Source organism: Streptomyces sp. NPDC043870 (assembly GCF_056435785.1).
The window spans coordinates 93,197-116,304 of the sequence record NZ_JBWKDT010000015.1 but is presented as its reverse complement, the minus strand read 5'-3'; the positions used below and the strand labels follow the sequence as shown (position 1 = coordinate 116,304).

Genomic DNA, 23,108 nt, shown 5'->3' with positions numbered 1-23,108 from the left:
CGGCAGTCCGGCCGTTCAGCAACTCAGCCCTTCAGCCTTCAGCCTTCAGCCTTCAGCCTTCAGGCGTTCAGCTCCGCCAGTACGCGCAGGGTGAGGGGGTCCGGGGCGGTGACCAGTAGGTCCGTCACCGGGCCCTTGCGCCACAACTCCAGCCGCTCCGCGATGCGTTCACGCGGACCGACGAGGGAGATCTCGTCGGCGAAGGCGTCCGGGACGGCAAGCACCGCCTCCTCCCGCCGGCCGTCGGCGAACAGCCGCTGGATGTGCCGGGCTTCGTCCTCGTACCCCATCCGCGCCATCAGATCGGCGTGGAAGTTACGGGCGGCGTGGCCCATGCCGCCGATGTAGAAGCCGAGCATCGCCTTGACCGGCAGCAGCCCTTCGGCGATGTCGTCGCAGACCTGGGCCCGGGCCATCGGCGCGATCACGAAGTCCTCCGGTGCCTCCTCCAGCGAGGCTTGGTACACGTCCGTCCGCAGCGGTGACCAGTACAGCGGGAGCCAGCCGTCGGCGATCCGGGTCGTCTGGGCGATGTTCTTCGGCCCCTCGGCGCCGAGCAGGACCGGGAGCCCGGGGCGCAGGGGGTGGGTGATCGGCTTGAGTGCCTTGCCGAGGCCGGTGCCGTCCTCGCCCGCGTACGGGTGGGTGTGGAAGCGGCCGGCGAGCTCGACGGGGCCTTCGCGCCGCAGGACCTGCCGGATGACGTCGACGTACTCGCGGGTCGCGGTCAGCGGGCTCTTCGGGAACGGTCGCCCGTACCAGCCCTCGACGACCTGTGGTCCCGAGAGCCCGAGGCCGAGCATCATCCGGCCACCGGAGAGATGGTCGAGGGTGAGCGCGTGCATCGCGGTCGCGGTGGGCGTGCGGGCCGCCATCTGGGCCACCGCCGTGCCCAGCCGGATACGGGAGGTGTGGGCGGCGATCCAGGTCAGCGGCGTGAACGCGTCGGAGCCCCAGGCCTCGGCGGTCCACACGGAGTCGTAGCCGAGGCGTTCGGCCTCGCGGGCGAGTTCGAGGTGGGCGGGGTTCGGGCCGCGCCCCCAGTAGCCGAGTGCGAGTCCGAGCCGCATGCCCCGCTCCTTCTCTGACGTACCGTCAGTTGACTGTCGCGGGGCGACTGTACGACAACGGCCCCTCGCCCGGAAGGGCGAGGGGCCGCGGTGCGCGGGGCGAGTGAACCTCGCCAGAGGGCGTCAGCCGCGCTGGATGCCGCTCGTGTCCTGAAGGACACCGCGACGGCCGTCCTGCGTCTGGGCCACCAGGCCCGGACCGCGCTGCTCGACCGCGAGGTACCAGGTGCCGGGCGCCAGCTCGGCGATCGGCGTCGGCGAACCGTCCTCCGCGTACAGCGGCCGGGCCACCGGCACCGCGAACCAGAACGGAGCGAAGTCGGCGGCCGGCGCGGGCCCGCCCTGCGGCTGCCCCTGCGCCGGACCGGGCTGGGGCTGACCCTGCTGGGGCTGGCCGTGCTGCGGCTGACCGGGCTGGGCACCGTACGGCTGCGGCTGACCCGGCTGCGCGCCGTACGGCTGCTGCTGGGCGCCGGGGTAGCCGTAACCGCCTTGCGGCTGTGCGCCGTAGGGCTGCGGGGTCTGGGGCTTCGGGGCGCCGAGCAGGGCGGCCTTGAGGGCGGGGACGAGCGGGGTGGCGATCGCGGCCGCGGCGAGCACGATGGTGGCGAGCAGTCCCAGGATCGCCCCGGCGCCGGCGTCGGCCTCCATGTCGATGATCGTCCAGAACATCGTCCAGAGGGAGAAGACGGTGAAGGCGACGCCGAACTGACCGATGTCCAGGCCCGCGACCTTGCGCCCCGGCATGCCGCGGCTGACGATGATCAGCGCGGCACCGATGATCCCGGCGAGGTAGATGGACATCACGGTGCCCAGCGAGTCCCAGGCGTTCGGCAGGTCCGCGCTGGAGCAGTCGATGCCTCTCGGGCAGTCGACGCTGATGAAGCCGAGGAACGAGGCGATGAACAGCACCACCGCTGCTCCGATCACCACGCCATCGCCTCGAGTGAGGGAGCGGATGTTCACGTGTAGGTCCTTAATCGGTTGCGTCTCGTCGGGGCGGTCGTCGGTGCCGCCGGTCGGCGGTGCACGGCGTGAAGCTCGGGGGTGACCCCCATCGTACGGATACTGTGCTTTCCCGGGGTGCCCCCGTACCCCCGGCCGGAAACGAATCTATCGCCTGCCGCATCTACCCGAGCAGGTAGGTGCTGATGCCGTCCGTGATTCCCTGCGCCGCCTTCTGCCTCCACTGCGAACTCGTCAGGAGAGCCGCGTCCTTCGCGTCGCGCATGTTGCCGCATTCGATGAACACCTTGGGCACGGTCGACAGATTCAGCCCGCCGAGGTCTTCGCGTACGTCCAACGCGGTGCCGTTGCCCACGTAGTTGGAGGGTGCGCTGCCCGTGGCGCGCACGAATGTCCCGGCGATGTGCTCGCCGAGCTCGCGCGAGGGGCCGACGATACGGGTGGTGTCGGCGGCGCCCCCCTTCACCAGGGCGGGGAGGATCACATGGAACCCGCGGTTCCCGTTCGCCGAGCCGTCCGCGTGGACCGAGATCACGGCGTCGGCCGCGGCCTTGTTACCGATACGGGCGCGTTCGTCCACGCACGGACCGAAAGGACGGTCATTGTCGTGGGTGAATTGAACCGTTGCGCCCTGCTTTTCCAGCAAAGTGCGAAGACGGTGTGAAACATCGAGGGTGAATTCGGCCTCGGTGTAACCGTCATTCGTGGACGTGCCCGTGGTGTCGCATTCCTTGCGGTTGGTTCCGATGTCCACGAGCTCGTTGATCTCGCGGGTGTGACGGAAATTGCCGGGGTTGTGGCCGGGGTCGATCACGACGACCTTCCCGGCGAGGGGGCCCTTCGCGGTCGAAGCCGTCGAGGACGCTGCCGGGCTCCCCGGCGGTGCGGCCGGTGCGCCTGCGGACGTCGAGGGCGACGCGGAAGCCGTGGGAGGCGTGGCCGCCCTGTGCAGGGGCGGGGCCTTGGGTGAACCGCTCTTCCCGGCGCATCCGGCCAGGCAGGCCGCCGCGAGCGCGGCGACCGCGAGGAGGGCGCCGGCGCGGGCCGGGCGGCGGCGCCGGGGGGAGGGCTGGTTCTTGTCGTACGGCACGTCGCGATGCTAGGGGATGTCCGGCCCCGCGCCTCAGATTCCGTCCCCCGTGCGACGCAGGACAAACACCGAATCGGTGTCGGCGGCCTCTTGGCCGGGAAGCGCTTCGGTGGCCGTGGCGACGCGGCGGACGGGACGAGGATGGGCAGGTCAACAGGCTTTTCGCTGGCCGATTTCCCGTTGGGTGGCCTGCCATACGGCGTCGCGCTCGCCGGCGTCCAGGAGGTATGCGCTTGGCTTGGCCCGCTTGAGGCGCCGCTGGTAGAGACCCGGGGGGTGTTCGCCAGTGGCCAGGCTCACGACGTCTTGAGCCGCTTGGGCAACGGAGCCTCCGATGAAAAAGCTCGAGAGTGTGAACGCGCTGCGTGTGAGGAGGGGCAACGGAGCGCTCAGTCCGGTTCCGCGTACCGGCCCAGGGCCGTACACGTAACTGCGGATCCCCCTTCGGCCGTAGCGTTCGTGGAAGTCGATGCCCAAGTAGTCGTTGGCGATGGAGATGGTCTCGATGGCCTTCAGGCTCGAGTACTTGACTTCGCCGTGGAGGTTGGTCCGGTCCAGTCGTTTGGTGATCGAACCGCCTCCTGAAACCGCGATGACCCGGGCGTCCCGACCCTCGAGGACGGGGAGGAAAAGGTTGTCGAGATAGAAGCGGGCAAGGTACTGGGTGGCATAGGTGAGCTCCGCACCTTCGGCCGTGAGAGTGCGCCGTACTGCTGTCCCTCCCGCCGAGTGCACCAGGATGTCGAGAGCCTCATAGCGCTCCATGAATGTTTCGGCGAAAGCCTGCGTGCTGCTCATCAAAGAGAGGTCTGCCGTCAGGACGTCGACCGGGGAACCGGTCTCGCGGCGAATCTTGTCCGCCGCCTCTGCGGCCACCTTCGTGCGGCGTCCTGTGATGACGACGTGTGCCCCGAGGCGGGCAAGTTCCATGGCTGTGCTGGCGCCGATGCCGGCCGAGCCTCCCGTAATGAGAGCGCGCTTGCCGCTCAGAGGTGTTCCGTTGGTCATTTTCTGTCGTTCCTCTTGGAATTCGTTCCTGTGTGGGCATGGGAAGGAGTTGCGGCTCGGAGCTACGCGGCCGACGTCGGTCGGGTTCCGCGGGACCGGAAAGGCCGGGCGAGCCTGGGTGCCAGAAGGTCTCGTACGGTGACAAATGCCGCGATGAATAGGGCGGCTGCGGCGCCTCGATTGGGCTTGACGTCTTTGCCGCGACCGAGGCGGGCGAGTTGTTGCTGGTGCCAGGCGCCGTCGAGGAACGCATCGACGGCCTTGTGACGCGTGGTCCGCGGCCGCGTCGAGCTCCGTTCGGTGCTGCCGGCCAGCAGGTCACGGGGGAAGCCGGGGTCGTGGGTAATGGGCCGGGCGAGACCGAGGACGTCCACCGCACCGCTGGTGAGGGCGTCCGTCATGCCCTGGCGGGTCCTGAAGCCGCCGGTCAGCATCAGTGGTGCGGACACCTCCCTGGAGAATTGTTCGGCGAACTCCAGGAAATAGGCCTCGCGTTGGCGGGTCGAAGCGCGCGACGACGCTCCTGCGAGCATGACGGCATTCTCGTAGGTGCCGCCTGAGATCTCGATGAGATCGACGCCTTCGGCTTCCAGGGCCTTGGCTACGGTCAGGGAGTCACCGGGCTCGAATCCACCCCGCTGGAAATCGGCGGAATTGAGCTTGACGGCGACCATGAAATGGTCAGGAGTGGCCGCCCTGACAGCCCGGAAGGCCTCGATGAGCAGCCGCATGCGGTTTTCCAGTGAGCCACCCCACCGGTCGGTACGCCGGTTGCTGAGCGGGGACAGGAACTGGTTGAGCAGGTATCCGTGGGCGGCGTGCAGCTGAACCCCGTGGAAGCCGGCGGCCGCGGCGATCCCGGCGGCGCGGGCGAAACGGTCGATGATGTCGGTGATCTCCGCTTCCTGAAGGGCGCGTGGGTGACGGAAGAGACCCGCGACACCTGCGGACAGGGGAACGGCGGAGGGGGCCGCCACATCCTGTCGGCGCCCGGGCAGGGTGTTGCCCCGCATGGTCTGCCTGCCGGGGTGCGACAGCTGCAGGATGAAGCGGGTCGGCGTGCCGGCGGTAACCGCTGCCCAGCGGCGAAGCATGTCGATGTGACGGTCGTCCTCGATCACGACGTTGCGCGGCGCCTCGAGCGAAGAGCCGTCGACCATGACGTTTCCGCTGATCAGCAGGCCCACGCCGGACGACGCCATGACCCGGTATGCCTGCACGAGCTGTGCGGTGGGGGCACCGGACCAGTCCGCGAGGTGTTCGCTGGTCGCCGCCTTGGCGAGCCGGTTGGGCAACGTGAGGCCGCAGCCGAGGGTGAGGGCCGAGGACAGAGTGGCTCGGCCGGTACGGGGTGAAGGTGGCATGGGAGCCCGTCAATACCTCTTTGAGGACGTCGCTGTACGACGTACCTGAACAACGTACATGGACGGTGTATAGGTAAACCTGTACAAGGTACAGTTGTCAACGTGGCGAAGAAGAAAGACATTGCCGAGGCGCGTGAACGGCTGACCCGGGACGTCATCGTGGCGAGCGCCATCGCTCTGGCTGACGACGAGGGCCTCGGTGCGGTCACGGTCCGGCGGCTCGCTCACGCTCACGGCGTGACACCCATGGCGCTGTACTGGCACTTCAAGGACAAGGACCAGTTGCTCGACGGAATCGCCGAGCGCTTGTTCCGGGATGTTCAGATCCCGCCTGTCGGTTCCGCGCCCTGGCATGAGCAGCTTCGTGCCATGCTCATGGCGCTGGTCGCGGCGCTGCGCCCCCACCCTGCGGTCGCCGGGCTTGCCCGTTCCGGCATCCTGTCCTGCGAGCCGGGACTGGCGATCGTGGAACGCACCCTCTCGCTTCTCCGCCAGGCAGGATTCACCGCGGAACGGGCAGCGGAGATCGGCGGCTTCCTTCTCGCCGCAGTGGTGACGCTGGCATCCGACGAGCCGGGCCTGGCATACGGAAGCGACGCCGAAGCCCGCGACGATGCCCTGCGTGTCAAGGCTGCCTCGCTCAGTGCTCTGTCACCACGGCGCTACCCCAACGTGGCGGCCTCCGCCGGAGCTCTGGCGGCGTGCACGGGGCCGGACTCCAACCATGACCTGGGCATCGACATGCTGGTGACCGGCGTCGTGGGCATGGCGGACGGGCGCGTCACCAGCCGCTGAGACGTCGCGGAGCCGGCCCCTGGAAGTCGGCCCTGCCCGCGGCTTGCCCGCTGGGTTCGGCGGGGCGTGGGCGGGATGTGGTGAGGTCGGGCGTTCAGATCCCCTGACCGGTGCGCCGCAGGACGCGCAGGGAGTCGGTCGCCGACACCTCGGTGAACGCGCCCGAGGCAAGAGCCCGCAGGTAGATGCGGTACGGGGCCTGGCCGGTCCATTCGTCGACCGGGTCGGGGAAGACGTCGTGGATCACCAGCAGCCCGCCCTCGGCGAGATGCGGGGCCCAGCCCTCGTAGTCGTTCGTGGCGTGCTCGTCGGTGTGCCCGCCGTCGATGAAGACCAGCCCGACCTTCCCGCCCCACACCTTCGCCACCTGCGGCGACCGCCCGACGACCGCGATCACGTGCTCCTCCAGGCCCGCCTTGTGAAGGGTGCGGCGGAAGGTGGGCAGCGTGTCCATCCGGCCCACCTCGGGGTCGACCACCATCGGGTCGTGGTAGTCCCAGCCGGGCTGCTGCTCCTCGCTGCCGCGGTGGTGGTCGACGGTGACGGCGACGGTCCCGGCCTCGCGGGCGGCGTCCGCCAGCAGGATCGTCGACCGGCCGCAGTACGTCCCGACCTCCAGCAGCGGCAGCCCGAGCGCCCCGGCCTCGGCTGCGGCCGCGTACAGGGCGAGCCCCTCCTGTACGGGCATGAAGCCCTTCGCGGCCTCGAAAGCGGCGAGGACCTCCGGCTTGGGGGCGGCGGGGGCGGCGGCTGCCATGGCGGATCCTCCGGCTCGTGCAGGCGTACTGGGCGGTCACATGGTAGGCGGGGGCAGGTCACGGCTTCGCGTCGCACCAGGTCCCAGTGGGCCAGGAACATCCGCAGGATGCGCCGCAGATGCGCGCCGAGTGCTCACCGACGGTGAGGCCCATGCCGTAGCAGCCCGCAATGTCCGCCGGTGAGTGGTGAGTTACGTGATTCATGTCACCAGCGTGGCGCCGGGCGATTACGCTCGGCTACGTACCGGAACGAACGCCGCACGGCGTGTGCTTGCGTGAGCTGGGGGCTGCCTCATGGCCAATATCCGCGATCTCGATCCGAGCGCCTCGCCGCTGGACTACTACGGCTCGGAGCTGCGCAGGCTGCGCGAAGAGGCCGGGCTGAAGCAGGGCGAGCTGGGCGGCTGTGTCTTCTGCACGGGGTCGCTGATCGGCCAGATCGAGACGGCGCGGAAGGTGCCGACGCGGGACTTCAGCGAGCGGGTGGACGCGGCGCTGGGGACGGGCGGGGTGTTCTCGCGGCTGGTGGGGCTGGTGCTGAGGAGCCAGTTGCCGAACTGGTTCCAGGCGTATGCGGAGATGGAGGCCAAGGCAGCCTATATCTCCACGTTTCAGCCGCAGTTGGTGTACGGGCTCTTACAGACGAAGGAGTACGCGCGGGCGGTGCTGGGCGTACGGGACGAAAGCAACCTCGACGCCAGGGTCGCTGCACGCATGGAGCGGCAGCGCATTCTGGAGCGCGAGCATCCGCCGCTGGTCTGGGTGGTGATGAGCGAGGCCGTGCTGCACCAGGAGATCGGTGGCAGGCGCGTCATGCGCAACCAACTCGCCCACCTCTTGGGTCTGCGCAGACGGGAGTGGGTGCAGGTGCAGATCTTGCCGTTCGGCGCGGGAGCCCATGCAGGGCTGCCAGGAGAGTTCAATCTGCTGCGATTCGAGGACGATCCGGATCTCGTCTACACGGAGGACTTCGTCCAGGGCCATATGACGGCCAATCCTCAAGCTTTCAGGGAGGGTTCGCTCCGTTACGATCACTTGCAGGCCGCCGCGCTCTCCGTGGAGGATTCGGCGGCACTGATCGCCCGCGTAATGGAGGAACGGTATGGACACCATCCAGACCCTGACGGGCGCTAGCTGGCGCAAGTCGTCCTATAGCTCTGATACCGGCGGTAACTGCATCGAGTGCGCCCCGCTCGGCGCCGCCGCCTGGCGCAAGTCGTCCTACAGCGGTGACACCGGTGGCGAATGTGTCGAGGTCGCCCCCCAGCCCTGCCGCATCGCCGTTCGCGACTCCAAGAACCCCGGGGGCCCCGTCTTCGCCGTCGCGCCCTCCGCCTTCGCGGCGTTCGTCACGGCAGCCACCGAGGGCGACCTCTGACGCGAGCCTGACGTCCACAGGGGTGGGCGGCCCGCCATCCGGGGTGGGTGGGCGGCCCGCCGCCGTGTCAGCGGGCCGTCTCGTGAGCGCGTACCGCCAGGCTGGGCGGCATGGATGCCGCAGTCGACGCCGTGCTGCACGCCCTGGCCCTCGCCGGGTCCATGGCGTGGGAGATCACCTGGGCCCTGATCCTGGGCTTCACGCTGTCCGCCGTCGTGCAGGCAGTGGTCCGCAAGTCCACCGTCGTCTCCCTCCTCGGTGACGACAGCCCCAAAAGCCTCGCCCGGGCGGCCGGCCTCGGTGTGGCGTCCTCGTCGTGCTCGTACGCGGCCGTCGCCCTCGCCCGCTCCCTCTTTCGCAAGGGGGCGAACTTCACCGCGGCGATGGCCTTCGAGATCGCCTCCACCAATCTCGTCGTCGAGCTGGGAATCATCCTGGCGCTGCTGATGGGGTGGCAGTTCACGGCAGCCGAGTTCGTGGGCGGCCCGATCATGATCATTGTGCTGGCGGTGCTGTTCCGGCTGTTCCTGACCGAAAAGCTGGTGCGCGAGGCCCGTGAGCAGGCCGAGCACGGCCGGGCCGGTTCGATGGAGGGCCACGCGGCCATGGACATGTCCATCCCGAGCGAGGGCTCCTTCTGGCACCGGCTGCTGTCGGGCGAGGGCTTCACCGCCACGTCGCACGTCTTCGTCATGGAGTGGGCGGCGATCCTGAGGGACCTCGTTCTGGGCCTGCTCATCGCCGGGGCGGTCGCCGCCTGGGTGCCGGACTCCTTCTGGAGCGCGTTCTTCTTCGAGGGGCATCCCCTGGCCGCGAAGCTCTGGGGCCCGCTGATCGGGCCGATCGTCGCCATCGCGTCGTTCGTCTGCTCGGTGGGCAATGTGCCGCTCGCTGTGGTGCTGTGGAAGGGCGGGATCAGCTTCGGAGGGGTGGTCGCCTTCATCTTCGCCGACCTGCTGATCGTGCCGATCCTCAACATCTACCGGAAGTACTACGGGGCGAGGATGGCCGCCTTCATCCTGGCGACGTTCTACGCCGCCATCGTCGCCGCCGCCTACGTGGTGGAGTTCGTCTTCGGCGCCCTCGGGCTCATCCCGGACCAGTCCACCGCGAAGGTGCCGAGCGAGGGCGTGTCCTTGGACTACACGACGTGGCTCAACATCCTCTTCCTGCTGCTCTCGGCCGTCTTCGTGGTGCGCTTCCTGCGTACCGGCGGGGTCGGGATGCTCCGTGCGATGGGAGGCGCCCCCAGTACCCCGTGACCCCGTGGCCCCGTGACTGGGTGTCCGGGTGTCCGGGTGTCCGGGACTCCGGCCGGGCGTGGGCCGGAGCGTGCCTACGGGTGTTCGGGCGGAAATTCGGACAAGATGGTGCAGCCCCGATTGTTCGACCCGGTACCGCTGTGGAGGCGTCATGGACACCTGGGCCACCTGGACCACCCAGGGAATCATCGCCGGCTCGGGCGGCGTCATGACCACCGAGGGCGGTCCCATCACCGGCGACCTGACGGTGCACACCACGTGGATCGAGGGCCAGGCGCAGGTGACCGTGCAGCACACCGGCGCGACCGAGTGGTACGCCGTGCAGGGCAGCCCCGTGCCCGCGGCCGACGAGGGCACGGCCAGGGCCGTGCACCAGGCGGCCGTGGAGCTGGTCAAGGCAGGGGGCGGCGCCACCTTCTCGTTCCCCGTCTGAACGCGTCGGCCGGTCGGCCTGTCGCCTGTCGCCTGCCGTCGGCCGCCGACTGACGCAGGTGCCCAATATTTGGTGGCGGACAGTTATTTGGTGGCGGACAGTGCCGACGCGCGCGACGATGCCCAAATGGACTTGGATGAGCACGCCGACGAAGCAGCGGCGACTCGGTGGACGCGGTCAACCATCTATCCCGACATGTGGGTTGATCCGGACGACGACCCGCGTGAGAGCGATGCCGAGACCGTCGATGAACGCAGCGCGCTGCTCGGCGGCCTGCATCACTACCGCCTCACCCTGGAAATGAAATGCGCGGGCCTGGACGCCGAACAGATGGCCCGGCGCTCCGTACCGCCGTCCACGATGTCCCTGCTCGGGCTGGTGCGGCACATGGCCGAGGACGAACGACACTTTCGCCGCCTGGCCGGCGAAGACTCGCCCAGGATCTACCGCACCGCCGAAGACCGCGACGGCGACTGGAACGGCGCGACCGCCGACCCGGCGGTCGTGGAGGACGCCTGGCGTCAGTGGCGGGCCGAGAGGGAACTGACCGACCGGTTCATAGCCCGCTTCGCCGACCTCGGCACCCAGCCCGGTGGGGACGGGCAGCTTCGCGACATCCTGGTGATGCAGATCGCGGAGTACGCGCGACACTGCGGCCACGCCGACCTCCTGCGCGAGCGGATCGACGGCCGAGTGGGCCAATGATCACTGCACCCGCGGAACTTCGCAGGGCGAAGTGAGGCAGGACGCGTTCTTTGTGACGCCGATCGACAGTCGGCCATCTCGATCCGTAGTCGGCCATCGCTCCGTTTCGACTGCCCAAGACAGGCCCGAGCGTCTGCCGGAGGCTCGGTGACCCGCGTCACATCCGGCTCCTGTCAGCAATCGGGGCGCCGTCTCGTTCAAGGGGCACGCGAACGAGACAGGAGCAACGCCATGAAGCACCGCATCGTCGTACTCGGCGCCGGATACGCCGGGGCTTTCGCCGCCGGAAACCTGGCCCGCCGGCTCTCTCCCGCCGACACCGAGATCACCGTCGTCAACGCCGTGCCCGACTTCGTTGAGCGGATGCGGCTCCACCAGCTCGCGGTCGGCCAGGACCTCGCGTTCCGCAAGCTCGCCGACGTATTCGCGGGCACCGGGGTGCGGCTGCGCCTGGCGCGCGTCACCGGCGTCGACCCCGAGCGGAGGACCGTCGCCGTGACCGGCAAGGACGGCGAGGACGGCGAGGACGGCGACGGCGAACTCGCGTACGACACGCTTCTCTACACGCTCGGCAGCTCCGTGGCCCACCATGGCGTCCCCGGCGTGGCCGAGTACGCCTTCGATGTGACCGGCCTGTCCTCGGCGCTGCGCCTGCGCGAGCGCCTGGCCGGCCTTGGCGGGGGCGGCACCGTGCTGGTCGTCGGTGAGGGGCTGACCGGCATCGAGGCCGCCACCGAGTTCGCCGAGTCCCGGCCCGACCTCTCGGTCGCGCTCGCCGCCCGCGGCGAGCTGGGCGCCTGGCTCTCCCCGAAGGCCCGCCGTCACCTGCGCCAGGCCTTCGACCGGCTCGGCATCACCGTGCACGAGCACACCGGCATCGAAGCCGTCGAGCCGACACGGGCGATCGCCGCCGACGGTACGTCCATCCCGGCCGACGTGACGGTGTGGTCGGCCGGGTTCGCCGTGCACCCCATCGCGGCCGCCAGCGGCCTGGAGGTCGCCGAGACCGGCCAGATCGTCGTCGACCGCACCATGCGCTCGGTCTCGCACCCGGAGGTCTACGCCGCCGGTGACTGCGCCTACGCGATCGGCGAGAACGGCCGGCCGCTGCCGATGTCCTGCGCCTCGGCCGGCTTCACCAACATGCAGGCGACCGCCGCGATCATCGCGCGCCTGACGGGCAGCGAGGTTCCGACCACCGGGCTGAAGTACCACGGCAACCACATCAGCCTCGGGCGGCGGGACGCGATCTTCCAGATGGTGGACGGGGACGTCCGGTCGAAGTCCTGGTACCTGGGCGGCCGGACCGCCGCGCGGCTCAAGTCGGGCGTGCTCAAGGGGGCCGGGTGGGGCATCGCCCACCCGACCTTCGGCATGCCGAAGCGCAAGCGCCGCCTGGCCACCGCACCGGACCGGTCCGGTGTGAGGGTCGCCGCATAGGCTGTTCCGCGTGGACAGCGTCGCCATCGATCGGTTCGAGGCCAGCCGGGGCCGGCTGGCCTCGCTCGCGTACCGTCTGCTCGGCTCGGCGGCCGACGCCGAGGACGCCGTGCAGGACGCGTTCCTGCGCTGGCAGGCCGCGGACCGGGAACGCATCGAGGTGCCGGAGGCGTGGCTGACCAAGGTCGTCACCAATCTCTGCCTCGACCGGCTCCGCTCGGCGCAGGCGCGCCATGAGCGCGCTGTCGGAGACTGGCTGCCCGAGCCACTCCTCGAGGGCGACCCGATGCTCGGCCCTGCCGATACCTTCGAGCAGCGCGAATCGGTGTCCTTGGCCGTACTGACCCTGATGGAGCGCCTCTCGCCGGTCGAGCGGGCCGCTTACGTCCTGCGCGAGGCCTTCTCCTACCCCCACGCCGAGATCGCCGGGATCCTCGACATCACCGAGTCCGCGAGCCAGCAGCATGTCCACCGGGCCCGACGCCGGGTCGCCGCCGAGCGCCGCGGCGGCGACGAGGTGGACCCCGCGTCCGCGCGCCGGGTCGTCGAGGAGTTCCTCGCCGCCGCCATGTCGGGGCGCACCGAACGGCTGGTGGCGTTGCTCACCGCCGACGCGACCGCGGTCTCGGACGGCGCCGGACTGGCCAGGCGGCTGCTGCGGTACAAGACGCGCGAGCGCATCGCCTCCTACGTGCGGGCCGGCTTCAAGCCCACTCCGGCGAAGCGGCGGCTGGCCGGCGGCTCCCCCGCGTTCCACATCGCGCTGGTCAACGGTTCCCCGGCCGTCCTCGCCGTGGTCGACGACCGGGTCGTGGGCGCCGTGGCGTTCGAAGTCGGCGACGGCAAGGTCGCGTGCCTGCGCGGCATCGCCGCCGCGGACCGGCTCGCGCGCCTCAACGAGGCCTGGCGGCAGTACGCACCCGACGCGCCGGTCATCAGCGCATGGTGACCAGAGCCACCGGAATTGTCCGGTCGCGATTCTTGCTGCGTCGTGACTGAGCTCTGAGCTCTGAGCTGGAAGGTGAAGAAAGGTGTGGGTCTCGCCAGCCCGGAACTGGCCAGGTCGACCTTGCATCTTCGGGCCGTCGACCAGCTTGCTGCGGTCAGCGTGACGGGTCGATCACGCGGTCGCGGAACTCCTGGAAAGTGTGCCGGCCGGACGAGCCCGGAGGAGTAAGCAGGTCTCCTTGCGAGCAGTCCAGAGCACGCGCGGACGTCGAAGCATCGACGTCTTCCAGGCCGGCGTCCAGCCAGACGCAACTTCTTCGCATTAGGCTGTTTCCCATGAGTGCCCGAGCAAGCACACGCCCCGGCGGGCGCAGCGCCCGCGTCCAGCAGTCCGTGCACCAGGCCGTCCGTGACCTCGAGGCGGAGGTGGGGCGGGATGGGCTGACCGTGCCCCTGATCGCGGCCCGTGCGGGGGTCACGCCGTCCACCGTCTACCGGCGCTGGGGGGATCTGCGGGAGCTGCTGTCCGACGTGGCCGTCGAGCGGCTGCGCCCGGATTCCCCGCCGGCCGACCACGGCGGCCTGCGGGCGGACCTGGAGGCGTGGGCGGTGCAGTTCGCCGAGGAGATGTCCTCGACGGCGGGCCGCACGTACGTCCGCGACGCCCTGCTGGGGGACCCCGAGCAGGGCAACGCGGCTCGCTGCTCCGACTACGCCGCCGAGCAGTTGAAGGCCGTCGGCGTGCGCGCGGCCGGGCGCGGGGAGGCCGTGCCCGACCTGGAGACCCTGCTGGACGTCCTCGTCGCCCCCCTGATGTATCGGATTCTGTTCCGCCCCTCGGACCTGTCCGCGGCCTACACCGACCGCCTGGTGGCGGCGGCGCTCGGTCGCGCCTTGCTCCCCCTAATCGGATAAAAGCTAAGCGTTTGCGTTTGGGGGCTTCGTGAGCCTAGTGTGCTTAATGCAAAGCATTTGCCTTAAGGCTCAGAGGTGCTTCCATGATCAGCGTCACAGCTCTGCCGTCCCGTCCCCGTCGCCTGCCCGTGCTGAGCCGCCACGGCGCCTTCCGGCTCCACGCCTCGGTCCTGGTCGGCCTGCTGGCAGCCTCCAGCGCACCGACCCCGCTCTACTCGCTCTACCAGGCCGCATGGCACTTCTCGGCCATGACGCTGACCGTCGTGTTCAGTGCCTACTCGCTCGCCCTGCTGGCGGCACTGCTGACCGCGGGCACGCTCTCGGACCACCTGGGCCGGCGCCCGGTCCTCGCCGTGGCGCTGCTGGCGCAAGCCCTCGCGATGGCCGTCTTCGCCATCGCCCAGGGGGTGCCGGAGCTGATCGCCGCCCGGATCCTGCAGGGCCTGGCGACCGGCGTGGCCACCAGCGCCGCCGGAGCCGCGCTGCTCGACTTCGAGGACCCCGACCGCCCGGGCCGGGCGACTGCCGCCAACGGCATCACCCCCGTGGCCGGCATGGCCGCCGGCGTGCTGGCCGCCATCGCCCTCGTGCAGTACGCCCCCGCCCCCACTCGCACCGTCTACCTGCTGCTGCTCCTGCTCTTCACCGCGCAGGCCGCCGCGGTCCTGCTCACCCCCGAGACCGCCCGCCCTCACCGCGGCGCCCGGCGCTCAATGCGCCCCGCCATCACCGTCGCTCCCGCCTCCCGGCCGGCCATGGTGCTCGCCGGGCCCGGCATCGTCGCCGCCTGGGCCCTGGGAGGCTTCTACTCCTCCCTCGGCCCCTCGCTCGCCCGGCTCATCGCCCCACACGCCGCCCGCGCCACCGGCGGCCTGGTCTTCTTCACCCTGACAGCCGCGGCCGGCCTCGCCGGCCACGCCACCCGGGCGCTGCCCGCCCGCACCGTCAGCCTCGCCGGCACCGCGCTCCTGATCCCGGGAGCCCTGCTGACCCTGAGCGGCCCGCATCTGCACAGCCTGCCCGTCCTGTTCGCCGGCACCGCCCTGGCGGGCGCGGGCTTCGGCGCCGTCACCCAGGGCGCCCTGCGCCTGCTGCTGCCCCCGGCCGCCCCGGGCGAACGCGCCGGCACGCTCGCTGCCTACTACGTCCTCAGCTACCTCGCCATGAGCATCCCCGCCGTCCTCGCCGGCCTGCTGACCAACTTGTACGGCCTGCAGACCGCCGTCTCGCTCTACGCCGCGACGGTCATCCTGCTGGCCCTCATCGGCCTCATCCGCGCCGTGCGCCGGCTCCGCACCGCCTGACCCGGCCCGCCCCGCCCCGCCCGCCGAAAGGACCCACCGATGAGCACCGCCACCCCCCGTCAGACCAATCCCTTCACCAGCACCGGATGGAGCCTCGGCGACATCGCCGTACGCCGCGTCGACGAGATCGAACTGCCGCGCCAGACCGGACCCTGGTTGCTGCCGGACGCCACCAAGGAGGTGCTGGACGAGGCGTCGTGGCTGCGCCCCGAATTCGCCGACGCCGACGTCCCGCGGCTGGCGAGCCACAGCTTCGCGGTGGAGGCCGGCGGGCTGCGGATCGTCGTGGACACCGGCATCGGCAACGGCAAGACCCGGGCCAACCCGGCCTGGAACGGTCTCGACACCGACTTCCTGGGGCGGCTGGCGGCGGCCGGTTTCGCGCCCGAGTCCGTGGACCTGGTGATCACCACGCACCTGCACACCGACCACGTCGGCTGGAACACCCGCCGCGCGGGCGAGGACTGGGTTCCCACCTTCCCCAACGCCCGCTACCTCACCAGCCGCACCGAATGGGACCACTGGGCCGCCACCGACCTGGACGAGGCCCGCACCCAGATGTTCCGCGACTCCGTCCACCCGGTCCGCGACGCAGGGCAGTACGACCTCGTGCCCGTGCGCGAGCAGGCCCATGAGGTGGCGCCGGGCGTCTTCCTGGTCCCTGCCCCGGGCCACACCCCGGGGCAGGTCGCCGTGGAGCTGCGCGGCAGCGACCGCCGGGCGCTGATCACCGGCGACAGCATCCACCACCCCGTGCAGCTGTCCCATCCCCACGTGAACAGCTGCGTCGACATCGACCCGGCCCAGGCGGTCCGCACCCGCGCCCGGCTGCTCGACGGCCTGGCGGACACCGACGCGCTGCTGCTGGGCACGCACTTCCCTCAGCCCACCGTCGGCACCGTCCGCCGGGAGAACGGCCGCCACCGGCTGCTCGCCGAGCCGGGCGTGGAGATCCCGGCCACCGCGGCCTGACCATGCGGCCGGTGCCGCTCGGCGTCCGTACGGGCCACCGGGCAGCCGTGGCGCCCGCAGTTCCCCAAAGCCAATCCTTGGCCTTCAGGGCCTCGACTACTCCGCCGCCCCAGCCTTGACCAAAAGACCGAGAGGGAGAACATCCATGTCCGCCATCGAACTCACACCTCCGGAGGCCGCCCGCTGGGCCGCCCGGGCCGGACTTGTGCTGCCCGCCGAGCGCCACGCCGCGGTCGCCGCGGTCGCCAACCACATCCACAGCGTCGTCGCGGTCCTGCGCGAGCTGGACTTCGCGGACATCCCGCCCGCCGCCGCGTACCGCGCCGGAGAGGAGAAGCACGATGCAGCCGTATGAGCTGCCCCTTGCCGCCGCCGCGGACGCGATACGCAACCGGCGACTGTCCCCCGTCGAACTGGTCGACTCCGTCCTCGATCGCATCGAGAAGGTGGAGCCGCACCTCGGTGCCTACGTCACGGTCACCGCCGAACAGGCGCGCCGGGCGGCGAGCGAAGCCGAACACGAAGCGGCACAAGGCCGTTACCGGGGACCGCTGCACGGCATCCCGATGGGGCTCAAGGACCTGATCGACGTCAGCGGGATGGCCACCACGGCCAGCTCGCGGGTCCGCGCCGGCCATCACGCGACAGCGGACAGCACGGTCGCCGCGCGTCTGAGCGCGGCCGGCGCGATCCTGCTCGGCAAGACCCACACCCACGAATTCGCGTTCGGCCTGACCACCCCGCAGACCCGCAACGCCTGGGACCGCGGCCGGGTCGCCGGTGGTTCCAGCGGCGGCTCCGCGGTCGCCGTCGCGTCGGGCACCGCGACCTTCGCCCTGGGCACCGACACCGGCGGGTCGATCCGGGTGCCCGCCGCGCTCAACGGGGTCGTGGGCCTCAAGCCGACCTACGGTCTCGTCCCCCGTCACGGCGTCACCTCCCTGTCCTGGTCGCTGGACCACGTCGGTCCGGTCACCCGCACCGTCGAGGACGCGGCCCTGGTCCTGACCACGCTGGTCGGACACGATCCGCGCGACCCCGCCTCGCTGTCCGTGCCCGCCGCGGACTACCGGCCCGGTCCCGGCACGGACCTGACGGGGCTGCGCATCGGCCTGCCGCGCACCTACTACTTCGACCACGTCCACCCGCAGGTAGAGACCGCCGTCCGGCACGCCGTCGGGCAGCTGGAAGCCCTGGGCGCACAGCTCGTCGAGGTCGGCATCCCGATGACCCGCTACATCCAGGCCACCCAGTGGGGCCTGATGGTGCCGGAGGCCGGCGCCTACCACGAAGGCAGCTTGCGCTCGGTCCCCGAGCTGTACCAGGAGGACGTCCGCATCCTCCTGGAGGCAAGCGAGTTGATGAGCGCCGGGGACTACGTACGCGCTCAACGCTCCCGCACGCTCATGCGCGCCGAATGGGCACGGATGCTGGAGGAGGTCGACGTGATCGCCGCACCGAGCGTCCCGATGACCGCGGTCGGGGCCGACGAGGAGACGGTCACCTGGCCTGACGGCACGGTCGAGAGCGTCTCCGACGCCTACGTGCGCCTCTCCGCCCCCGCCAACATCACCGGAGTGCCTGCCCTGACCGTTCCGGCCGGCCACGACTCGGCGGGCATGCCGATCGGCATGCAGCTGCTCGGCCGGCCCCTCGGCGAGCGCACGCTCCTGCGGGTCGGCCACGCCTACGAGCAGACGCAGCCCGCCCGGGCACTCGCCAAAGCGGCCTGAAGTCGCAGCGCATGCAGAGTCGCTGACCTTTGCGGGGTTCAGAGCTACAGGACAGGAAACCAGCGACCTGAGTCGGAGCGTCTCGCGTATCTGACCTTCCATCAGTTTGGAACGTGTTCTAATCTGCCGCGCATGGCCACCGGAAGCACGCGCAGCGCGGGAAGCACCGGACGCACCGGAAGCGCCGGAAGCATCGGAAACACGCAGGAGCAGGGCGAGTTGGCGGACTCCGTACGCAGCTGGCTGGCGCGGGCCGTGCCGCCCGAAGCCGTACGGAAACTGCTCGACTCACCGGGAGCCGGCACCGGCGGGCGGCCCGCGTACTGGGACGCGGCCGTGGCGCAGGGGCTGCTCGGGGTGCATCTGCCTGAGGAGTACGGCGGCGGGGGCGGCACGCTCGTGGACCTTGCCGTGGTCCTTGAGGAGACCGGGCGGGCCGCACTGCCCGGGCCGTATCTGCCCAGTGTGCTGGCCTCCGCAGTGCTGACCCGTGCCGGGCGGGGCGAACTCCTACGCGGCCTCGCCGACGGCCGGCGCATCGGGGCCGTCGCCCTCGGCCCCGGCACACTCACCGTCACCCGTATCCCGGGCGGCTACCGCCTCGACGGCACCGCGCCGCCCGTGCTCGGCGCCGGGCAGGCGGATCTGGTCCTGCTCCCGACCCCGGCCGGATGGCTCGCCGTGGACGCCGGTGAGCTCTCCATACGGGGACACGAGAGCGCCGATCCGACCCGTCCCACCGCCGAGGTCACCGCGGACGGCGTCGTCGTGCCCGAGGACCGCGTCCTGGGCATCGGCGGCATCACCGATATCGGTGACGATGGCCCGGACCTTGTCGTCGGCCTCGCCGCCGTGCTGTTCGCCGCCGAGGCGTGCGGAACCGCCGCCTGGGCGCTGCACACCGCCACCGAGTACGCCAAGGTGCGCGAGCAGTTCGGGCGGCCCATCGGACAGTTCCAGGCGGTGAAGCACCTGTGCGCGGACATGCTCGTACGCGTCGAGCAGGCGCGGGCGCTGACCTGGGACGCGGCACGGGCGGCCGACGACGCCACGGCCGCGGGTCTCACCTCCGCCACGGGTCCCACCACCGCCGGCGGCCTCACCGCCGCACTCGCCGCCGCGACCGCCCTCGACGCCGCCTACACCTGCGCCAAGGACTGCATCCAGATCCTCGGCGGCATCGGCTTCACCTGGGAGCACGACGCCCATCTCCATCTGCGCCGGGCCCTCGTCGCCCGCCAGCTCCTCGGCCCCGGCGACGCGCACCGGCTCCGCGCCGTACGGCTCGCCGCGGCCGGCGCCAGGCGCGAGCTGCGCCTCGACCTGCCGCCCGAGGCGGAGCCGTACCGTCGAGCGGCCCGCGAGGCCATCGCCCCCGCGCACGGCCTGGACCCCGGCGCGGCGCGCCGCGTCCTCGCGCCCACGGGCTACGCCGCCCCGCATCTCCCGCCCCCGTACGGCCTCGGCGCCGGGCCGCTCCAGCAGCTCGCCGTCCAGCAGGAGCTACGGGCCGCCGGGATCAAGGTGAGCGACCTCGGTATCGCGACCTGGGTGGCGCCGTCCCTCATCGCCTACGGCACCCAGGAGCAGAAGGACCGCTTTCTGCTCCCGACCCTGCGCGGCGAACTGCTCTGGTGCCAGCTCTTCAGCGAGCCCGGCGCCGGATCCGACCTCGCGAGCCTGCGCACCCGCGCCGAGCGCACCGCGGACGGCGGCTGGCGGATCACCGGCCAGAAGGTGTGGACGAGCGCCGCCCAGTGGGCCGACCACGGCATCCTCCTCGCCCGCACCGACCCGGACGCCCCCCGGCACAAGGGCCTCACCTACTTCCTCGTCGACATGAAGGCCACGGACGGCATCGACATCCGGCCGCTGAAGGAGATCACCGGCGAGTCCCTCTTCAACGAGGTGTACTTCGACGGCGCACTGCTCCCCGCCGACGCCGTCGTCGGCGAGGTGAACGACGGCTGGCGGGTCGCCCGCAACACCCTCGGCAACGAACGCGTCCACATGGCCGACCAGTTGACCTTCGACACGGGACTGGAGGAGCTGATCGCACGGGCGCCCGGCCTCGACGACACCTGCCGTGCCCGGATCGGCGCGCTCGCCGCCGAGGCGCACGCCCTCGCCTGCATCGAGCTGCGCACGACCCTCCAGCAGGTCGACGGCATGGAGCAGGGCGCCGGTGCGTCCATACGCAAGCTCGTCCAGACCCCGCACCAGCAGAGGGTCGCCGAACTCGCCCTCGAACTGCTCGGTCCCGCGGGTGCGGTCCGCGAGGGGCCGGGCGAACGGGCCGTGCACGGCCTGCTGATGTCCCGCTGTCTGACCATCGCGGGCGGCACCACCCAGGTCCAGCTCAATGTCGTCGCCGAGCGCATCCTCGGCCTGCCGCGAGACTGAAGGAGTCCGTCCGGTGAAGACCTACATCGTCGGTGTCGGCATGACGAAGTTCGAGAAGCCCGAGTCACGCGACTGGCAGTACTGGGACATGGCCAAGGAGGCGGGCGGCGCCGCCCTCGCCGACGCCGGGATCCCGTACGACCTCGTCCAGCAAGTCCCTGTCGGCTACTGCTTCCAGGCCTCCACGGCCGGCCAGCGCGCCGCGTACGAACTCGGCCTCACCGGAGTCCCCGTCTACAACGTCAACAACAACTGCGCGACCGGCTCGACGGCCCTGATGATGGCCCGTCAGTTCGTCGCGGGCGGCCTGAGCGACTGCGTCCTCGCGCTGGGCTTCGAGAAGATGAAGAAGGGCGCGCTCGGGGGCGGAGCCGACGGGGGAGACTTCAAGGTCTCGCCCGTGGCCCGGCATTACGGGATCATGGCCGCCGCTCACGGCTTCGAGATGACCCCGCCGACCGCCCAGATCTTCGGCAACGCGGCCCGCGAGCACATGGAACGGTACGGGACGACCCCACGGCAGCTCGCCGCGGTCGCCGCCAAGAACCACCGGCACTCGGCCGGCAACCCCAAAGCCCAGTTCCGGGACGTCTACGAGGTGGACGAGATCCTGGCCGCCAGACCCATCCACCAGCCGCTCACCAAGCTCCAGTGCTCGCCCACCTCCGACGGTGCCGCCGCGGCCGTCGTCGTCTCCGAACGCTTCGTCGTCGAGCACGGCCTCCACGGCAAGGCCGTGGAGATCGCCGGGCAGGCCATGACCACCGACACCGCCGACTCCTTCGACTCCGGCTCCTGCATCGACGTCGTGGGCAGGCCCATGTCACGGGCGGCGGCGCGGCAGGCGTACGAGGCGTCCGGCCTCGGCATCGACGACATCGACGTCATCGAGCTGCACGACTGCTTCTCCGTCAACGAGCTGCTGACGTACGAGGCGCTCGGCATGTGCGCGGACGGCGAGTCCGGGAAGCTCGTCGACTCCGGGGCGACGACGTACGGCGGCCGGTGGGTGGTCAATCCGTCCGGCGGGCTGATCTCCAAGGGGCATCCACTGGGCGCGACAGGACTGGCCCAGGCCGCGGAGCTGACCTGGCAGCTGCGTGGCGAGGCGGGGGCGCGCCAGGTCCCGGGTGCCAGGACCGGACTCGCGCACAACATCGGACTCGGCGGCGCCGCGGTCGTCACCGTACTGCGGAAGTCCTAGACCCCGGCCGGTGGATCATGCGAGCCCAGCAAGATCCGCCGGCCGGACGGGACTTTGAGGAGTGTGGGCCAGGGGGTCGCTTTACTGCTGATGCGGATGGTGATGCGGGTGATGCGGACGGCCCGGTCGTGTCGGCCGCAGCGCGTTGGCGAACACGTAGTCGCCGACGTTGGTACCGATCATGGTCCCGTCCTCGGCGTCCCAGCGGAAGTGCACGCCCAGCCAGAGTCGGCTCAGCTTGCCCTCCTCGGCGACCTGGCTGAAGCTGTTCATCCGGCGGTACTCCTCGATGGTGTGCGGGTCCTCGGAGCGTGCGATGAACGAGACGTCGTCACGACCGAAGAAATGCTTCATCGCGCTTGCCCACGCAGCCGTGAAGTTGGCGTGCCCGGAGGTCCAGGCGGGGAAGCACGGGGTGAACGGTGTCCCTTCGCGGTCCGCGCTGAGAGGCTGCCAGGTCGCGTTCGCGCCGCCCGTCGCCTGGATCGCGGACACCGGGCGCCACTCGTTGATCGGGGAGTCGAACTTGCTGTCCCAGGCGGTGATCCCGGCATCCGCCAACGACAGCGCCGACAGTGCGAACAAGTGGGTGGTCTGGTACGTGTCGAGCTTGAACTTCCTGGCGACGATCCCGGTCAGCTCGAGCAGTTGCCCCGGGGGGTGGTAGGTGCCGTTCAGGTCATGGTCCCAGAACCAGCCGATGACGGTCTGCTCGAAGGTGCGCTCGGTGGAGTCGACGGCACCGACCCGTCGCACCTCGTCGAGCTGGGCCGCGTACTCCGGGCTGGCCAGCAGATCGGCGTAGGAAGTGAAGCCTCGCAGGGTGGGAGGCCGGAACCGCGAGCCGGAGCGGAGCACGAACGGCCTCACCTTGCCCCAGTTCGGGGTATCCGCGTCGCTCGGCTGCTTGCAGGCTCCTTCATCAGGCGTCGCCTCTTCACCCGTCGGCCGCCAGGCTCCAGGTGTGGTGGTGTCGCCGTCGTAGACCGCCGGGTTGTCCGAACCGTCGCCCTCCCGGGATTTGTTGATCTGCCTCACCACCCGGTCGACCACGCGGTCGAGGCGATCGTAGGAGTGGGGGGAGCGGCCGGTCCGGGCCCTGTACTGGGCGTCGATGTAGGCCTGATCTTTGGGGAACAGCTGCGAGATCATCCGGTACGCCGTGCGGTCGATCAGCTGCTCCTCTTCGTGCGGACGCGGCCGCGAATGTCTGTCGGCGTACTTGATCGGCTGGTTGAGGTACGGCTCGTACTTCAGGGTTCCGTACGTGTACTGATAGGCGCTCTCGGCGTTGTAGATCGCCGCGTGGACCATCGCCCGGCCCTGGAGAGTTTGGTGGGCGCGGAGTCCTAGGACCCCG

General features: G+C 70.6%; 22 protein-coding genes. 15 read left to right on the top strand and 7 right to left on the bottom strand.

Annotation, left to right across the window (positions count from 1 at the left end; translation table 11 throughout):
* Nucleotides 1–59: 59 nt before the first annotated feature.
* The 5 genes from AC0699_RS20310 to AC0699_RS20290 form a co-directional block, all read right to left on the bottom strand.
* Nucleotides 60–1,070, bottom strand: a complete 1,011-nt coding sequence (locus tag AC0699_RS20310; RefSeq protein ID WP_478662016.1) for an LLM class F420-dependent oxidoreductase — start codon at nt 1,068–1,070, stop codon at nt 60–62.
* Nucleotides 1,071–1,193: 123 nt separating this feature from the next.
* The gene (locus tag AC0699_RS20305) at nt 1,194–2,036 is read right to left on the bottom strand and encodes a hypothetical protein (RefSeq protein ID WP_478662013.1); all 843 of its coding nucleotides are present in this window, start codon (nt 2,034–2,036) and stop codon (nt 1,194–1,196) included.
* Between the two features lie 163 nt (nt 2,037–2,199).
* A complete protein-coding gene (locus AC0699_RS20300; protein ID WP_478662011.1) occupies nt 2,200–3,126 on the bottom strand; it encodes an N-acetylmuramoyl-L-alanine amidase in 927 nt (308 codons plus the stop codon).
* Between the two features lie 150 nt (nt 3,127–3,276).
* Complete coding sequence (locus AC0699_RS20295; RefSeq protein ID WP_478662009.1) at nt 3,277–4,134, bottom strand: SDR family NAD(P)-dependent oxidoreductase; 858 nt, start codon at nt 4,132–4,134, stop codon at nt 3,277–3,279.
* 62 nt (nt 4,135–4,196) lie between these two features.
* Nucleotides 4,197–5,498 carry an NADH:flavin oxidoreductase/NADH oxidase family protein gene (locus AC0699_RS20290; protein WP_478662007.1) on the bottom strand — a complete coding sequence of 434 codons (1,302 nt, stop codon included), beginning with the start codon at nt 5,496–5,498 and terminating at the stop codon, nt 4,197–4,199.
* A gap of 102 nt (nt 5,499–5,600) precedes the next feature.
* Between AC0699_RS20290 and AC0699_RS20285 the strand changes: the two genes are divergently transcribed.
* Nucleotides 5,601–6,293, top strand: a complete 693-nt coding sequence (locus AC0699_RS20285) for a TetR/AcrR family transcriptional regulator (RefSeq protein ID WP_478662005.1) — start codon at nt 5,601–5,603, stop codon at nt 6,291–6,293.
* A gap of 94 nt (nt 6,294–6,387) precedes the next feature.
* On the opposite strand, the gene AC0699_RS20280 is transcribed toward AC0699_RS20285, so the two are convergent.
* A complete protein-coding gene (locus tag AC0699_RS20280) occupies nt 6,388–7,050 on the bottom strand; it encodes a class I SAM-dependent methyltransferase (protein WP_478662003.1) in 663 nt (220 codons plus the stop codon).
* 295 nt (nt 7,051–7,345) lie between these two features.
* On the opposite strand from AC0699_RS20280, the gene AC0699_RS20275 reads away from it, so the two are divergent.
* The 14 genes from AC0699_RS20275 to AC0699_RS20210 all read left to right on the top strand — a co-directional run bounded on the left by AC0699_RS20275 (nt 7,346) and on the right by AC0699_RS20210 (nt 21,748).
* Nucleotides 7,346–8,185, top strand: a complete 840-nt coding sequence (locus AC0699_RS20275; RefSeq protein ID WP_478662001.1) for a helix-turn-helix domain-containing protein — start codon at nt 7,346–7,348, stop codon at nt 8,183–8,185.
* Entirely contained in the window at nt 8,154–8,429 is a 276-nt protein-coding gene (locus AC0699_RS20270; protein WP_478662000.1) for a DUF397 domain-containing protein, read from the top strand. Before AC0699_RS20275 ends, AC0699_RS20270 begins: the two co-directional genes overlap by 32 nt.
* Nucleotides 8,430–8,539: 110 nt before the next feature.
* Entirely contained in the window at nt 8,540–9,691 is a 1,152-nt protein-coding gene (locus AC0699_RS20265) for a permease (RefSeq protein ID WP_478661998.1), read from the top strand.
* A 151-nt stretch (nt 9,692–9,842) separates the two neighbouring features.
* Nucleotides 9,843–10,124, top strand: coding sequence for a hypothetical protein (locus AC0699_RS20260; protein ID WP_478661996.1), 282 nt, complete (start codon nt 9,843–9,845; stop codon nt 10,122–10,124).
* Between the two features lie 195 nt (nt 10,125–10,319).
* Nucleotides 10,320–10,829 (top strand): DinB family protein, encoded by a 510-nt coding sequence (locus AC0699_RS20255; protein ID WP_478662142.1) that lies wholly within the window; start codon nt 10,320–10,322, stop codon nt 10,827–10,829.
* A 231-nt stretch (nt 10,830–11,060) separates the two neighbouring features.
* Entirely contained in the window at nt 11,061–12,269 is a 1,209-nt protein-coding gene (locus AC0699_RS20250) for an NAD(P)/FAD-dependent oxidoreductase (RefSeq protein ID WP_478661994.1), read from the top strand.
* Between the two features lie 10 nt (nt 12,270–12,279).
* Nucleotides 12,280–13,218: a sigma-70 family RNA polymerase sigma factor gene (locus AC0699_RS20245; protein WP_478661992.1), complete on the top strand. Its 939-nt coding sequence runs from the start codon at nt 12,280–12,282 to the stop codon at nt 13,216–13,218.
* A 335-nt stretch (nt 13,219–13,553) separates the two neighbouring features.
* Nucleotides 13,554–14,132, top strand: coding sequence for a TetR/AcrR family transcriptional regulator (locus AC0699_RS20240; RefSeq protein ID WP_478661990.1), 579 nt, complete (start codon nt 13,554–13,556; stop codon nt 14,130–14,132).
* Nucleotides 14,133–14,215: 83 nt separating this feature from the next.
* Nucleotides 14,216–15,436, top strand: a complete 1,221-nt coding sequence (locus AC0699_RS20235; RefSeq protein ID WP_478661988.1) for an MFS transporter — start codon at nt 14,216–14,218, stop codon at nt 15,434–15,436.
* A 39-nt stretch (nt 15,437–15,475) separates the two neighbouring features.
* Nucleotides 15,476–16,408, top strand: coding sequence for an MBL fold metallo-hydrolase (locus AC0699_RS20230; protein WP_478661987.1), 933 nt, complete (start codon nt 15,476–15,478; stop codon nt 16,406–16,408).
* 145 nt (nt 16,409–16,553) lie between these two features.
* Nucleotides 16,554–16,763 carry a hypothetical protein gene (locus AC0699_RS20225; RefSeq protein WP_478661984.1) on the top strand — a complete coding sequence of 70 codons (210 nt, stop codon included), beginning with the start codon at nt 16,554–16,556 and terminating at the stop codon, nt 16,761–16,763.
* On the top strand, nt 16,750–18,141 hold the full coding sequence (locus tag AC0699_RS20220; RefSeq protein ID WP_478661982.1) for an amidase: 1,392 nt from the start codon (nt 16,750–16,752) through the stop codon (nt 18,139–18,141). The genes AC0699_RS20225 and AC0699_RS20220 overlap by 14 nt, the downstream gene beginning before the upstream one ends.
* Before the next feature lie 132 nt (nt 18,142–18,273).
* A complete protein-coding gene (locus AC0699_RS20215; RefSeq protein WP_478661979.1) occupies nt 18,274–20,544 on the top strand; it encodes an acyl-CoA dehydrogenase in 2,271 nt (756 codons plus the stop codon).
* Nucleotides 20,545–20,557: 13 nt separating this feature from the next.
* Entirely contained in the window at nt 20,558–21,748 is a 1,191-nt protein-coding gene (locus AC0699_RS20210) for a lipid-transfer protein (RefSeq protein ID WP_478661977.1), read from the top strand.
* 81 nt (nt 21,749–21,829) lie between these two features.
* Here the strand turns inward: AC0699_RS20210 and AC0699_RS20205 are convergent, their stop codons facing one another.
* The gene (locus tag AC0699_RS20205; protein WP_478661975.1) at nt 21,830–23,062 is read right to left on the bottom strand and encodes a vanadium-dependent haloperoxidase; all 1,233 of its coding nucleotides are present in this window, start codon (nt 23,060–23,062) and stop codon (nt 21,830–21,832) included.
* Between the last annotated feature and the right edge of the window lie 46 nt (nt 23,063–23,108).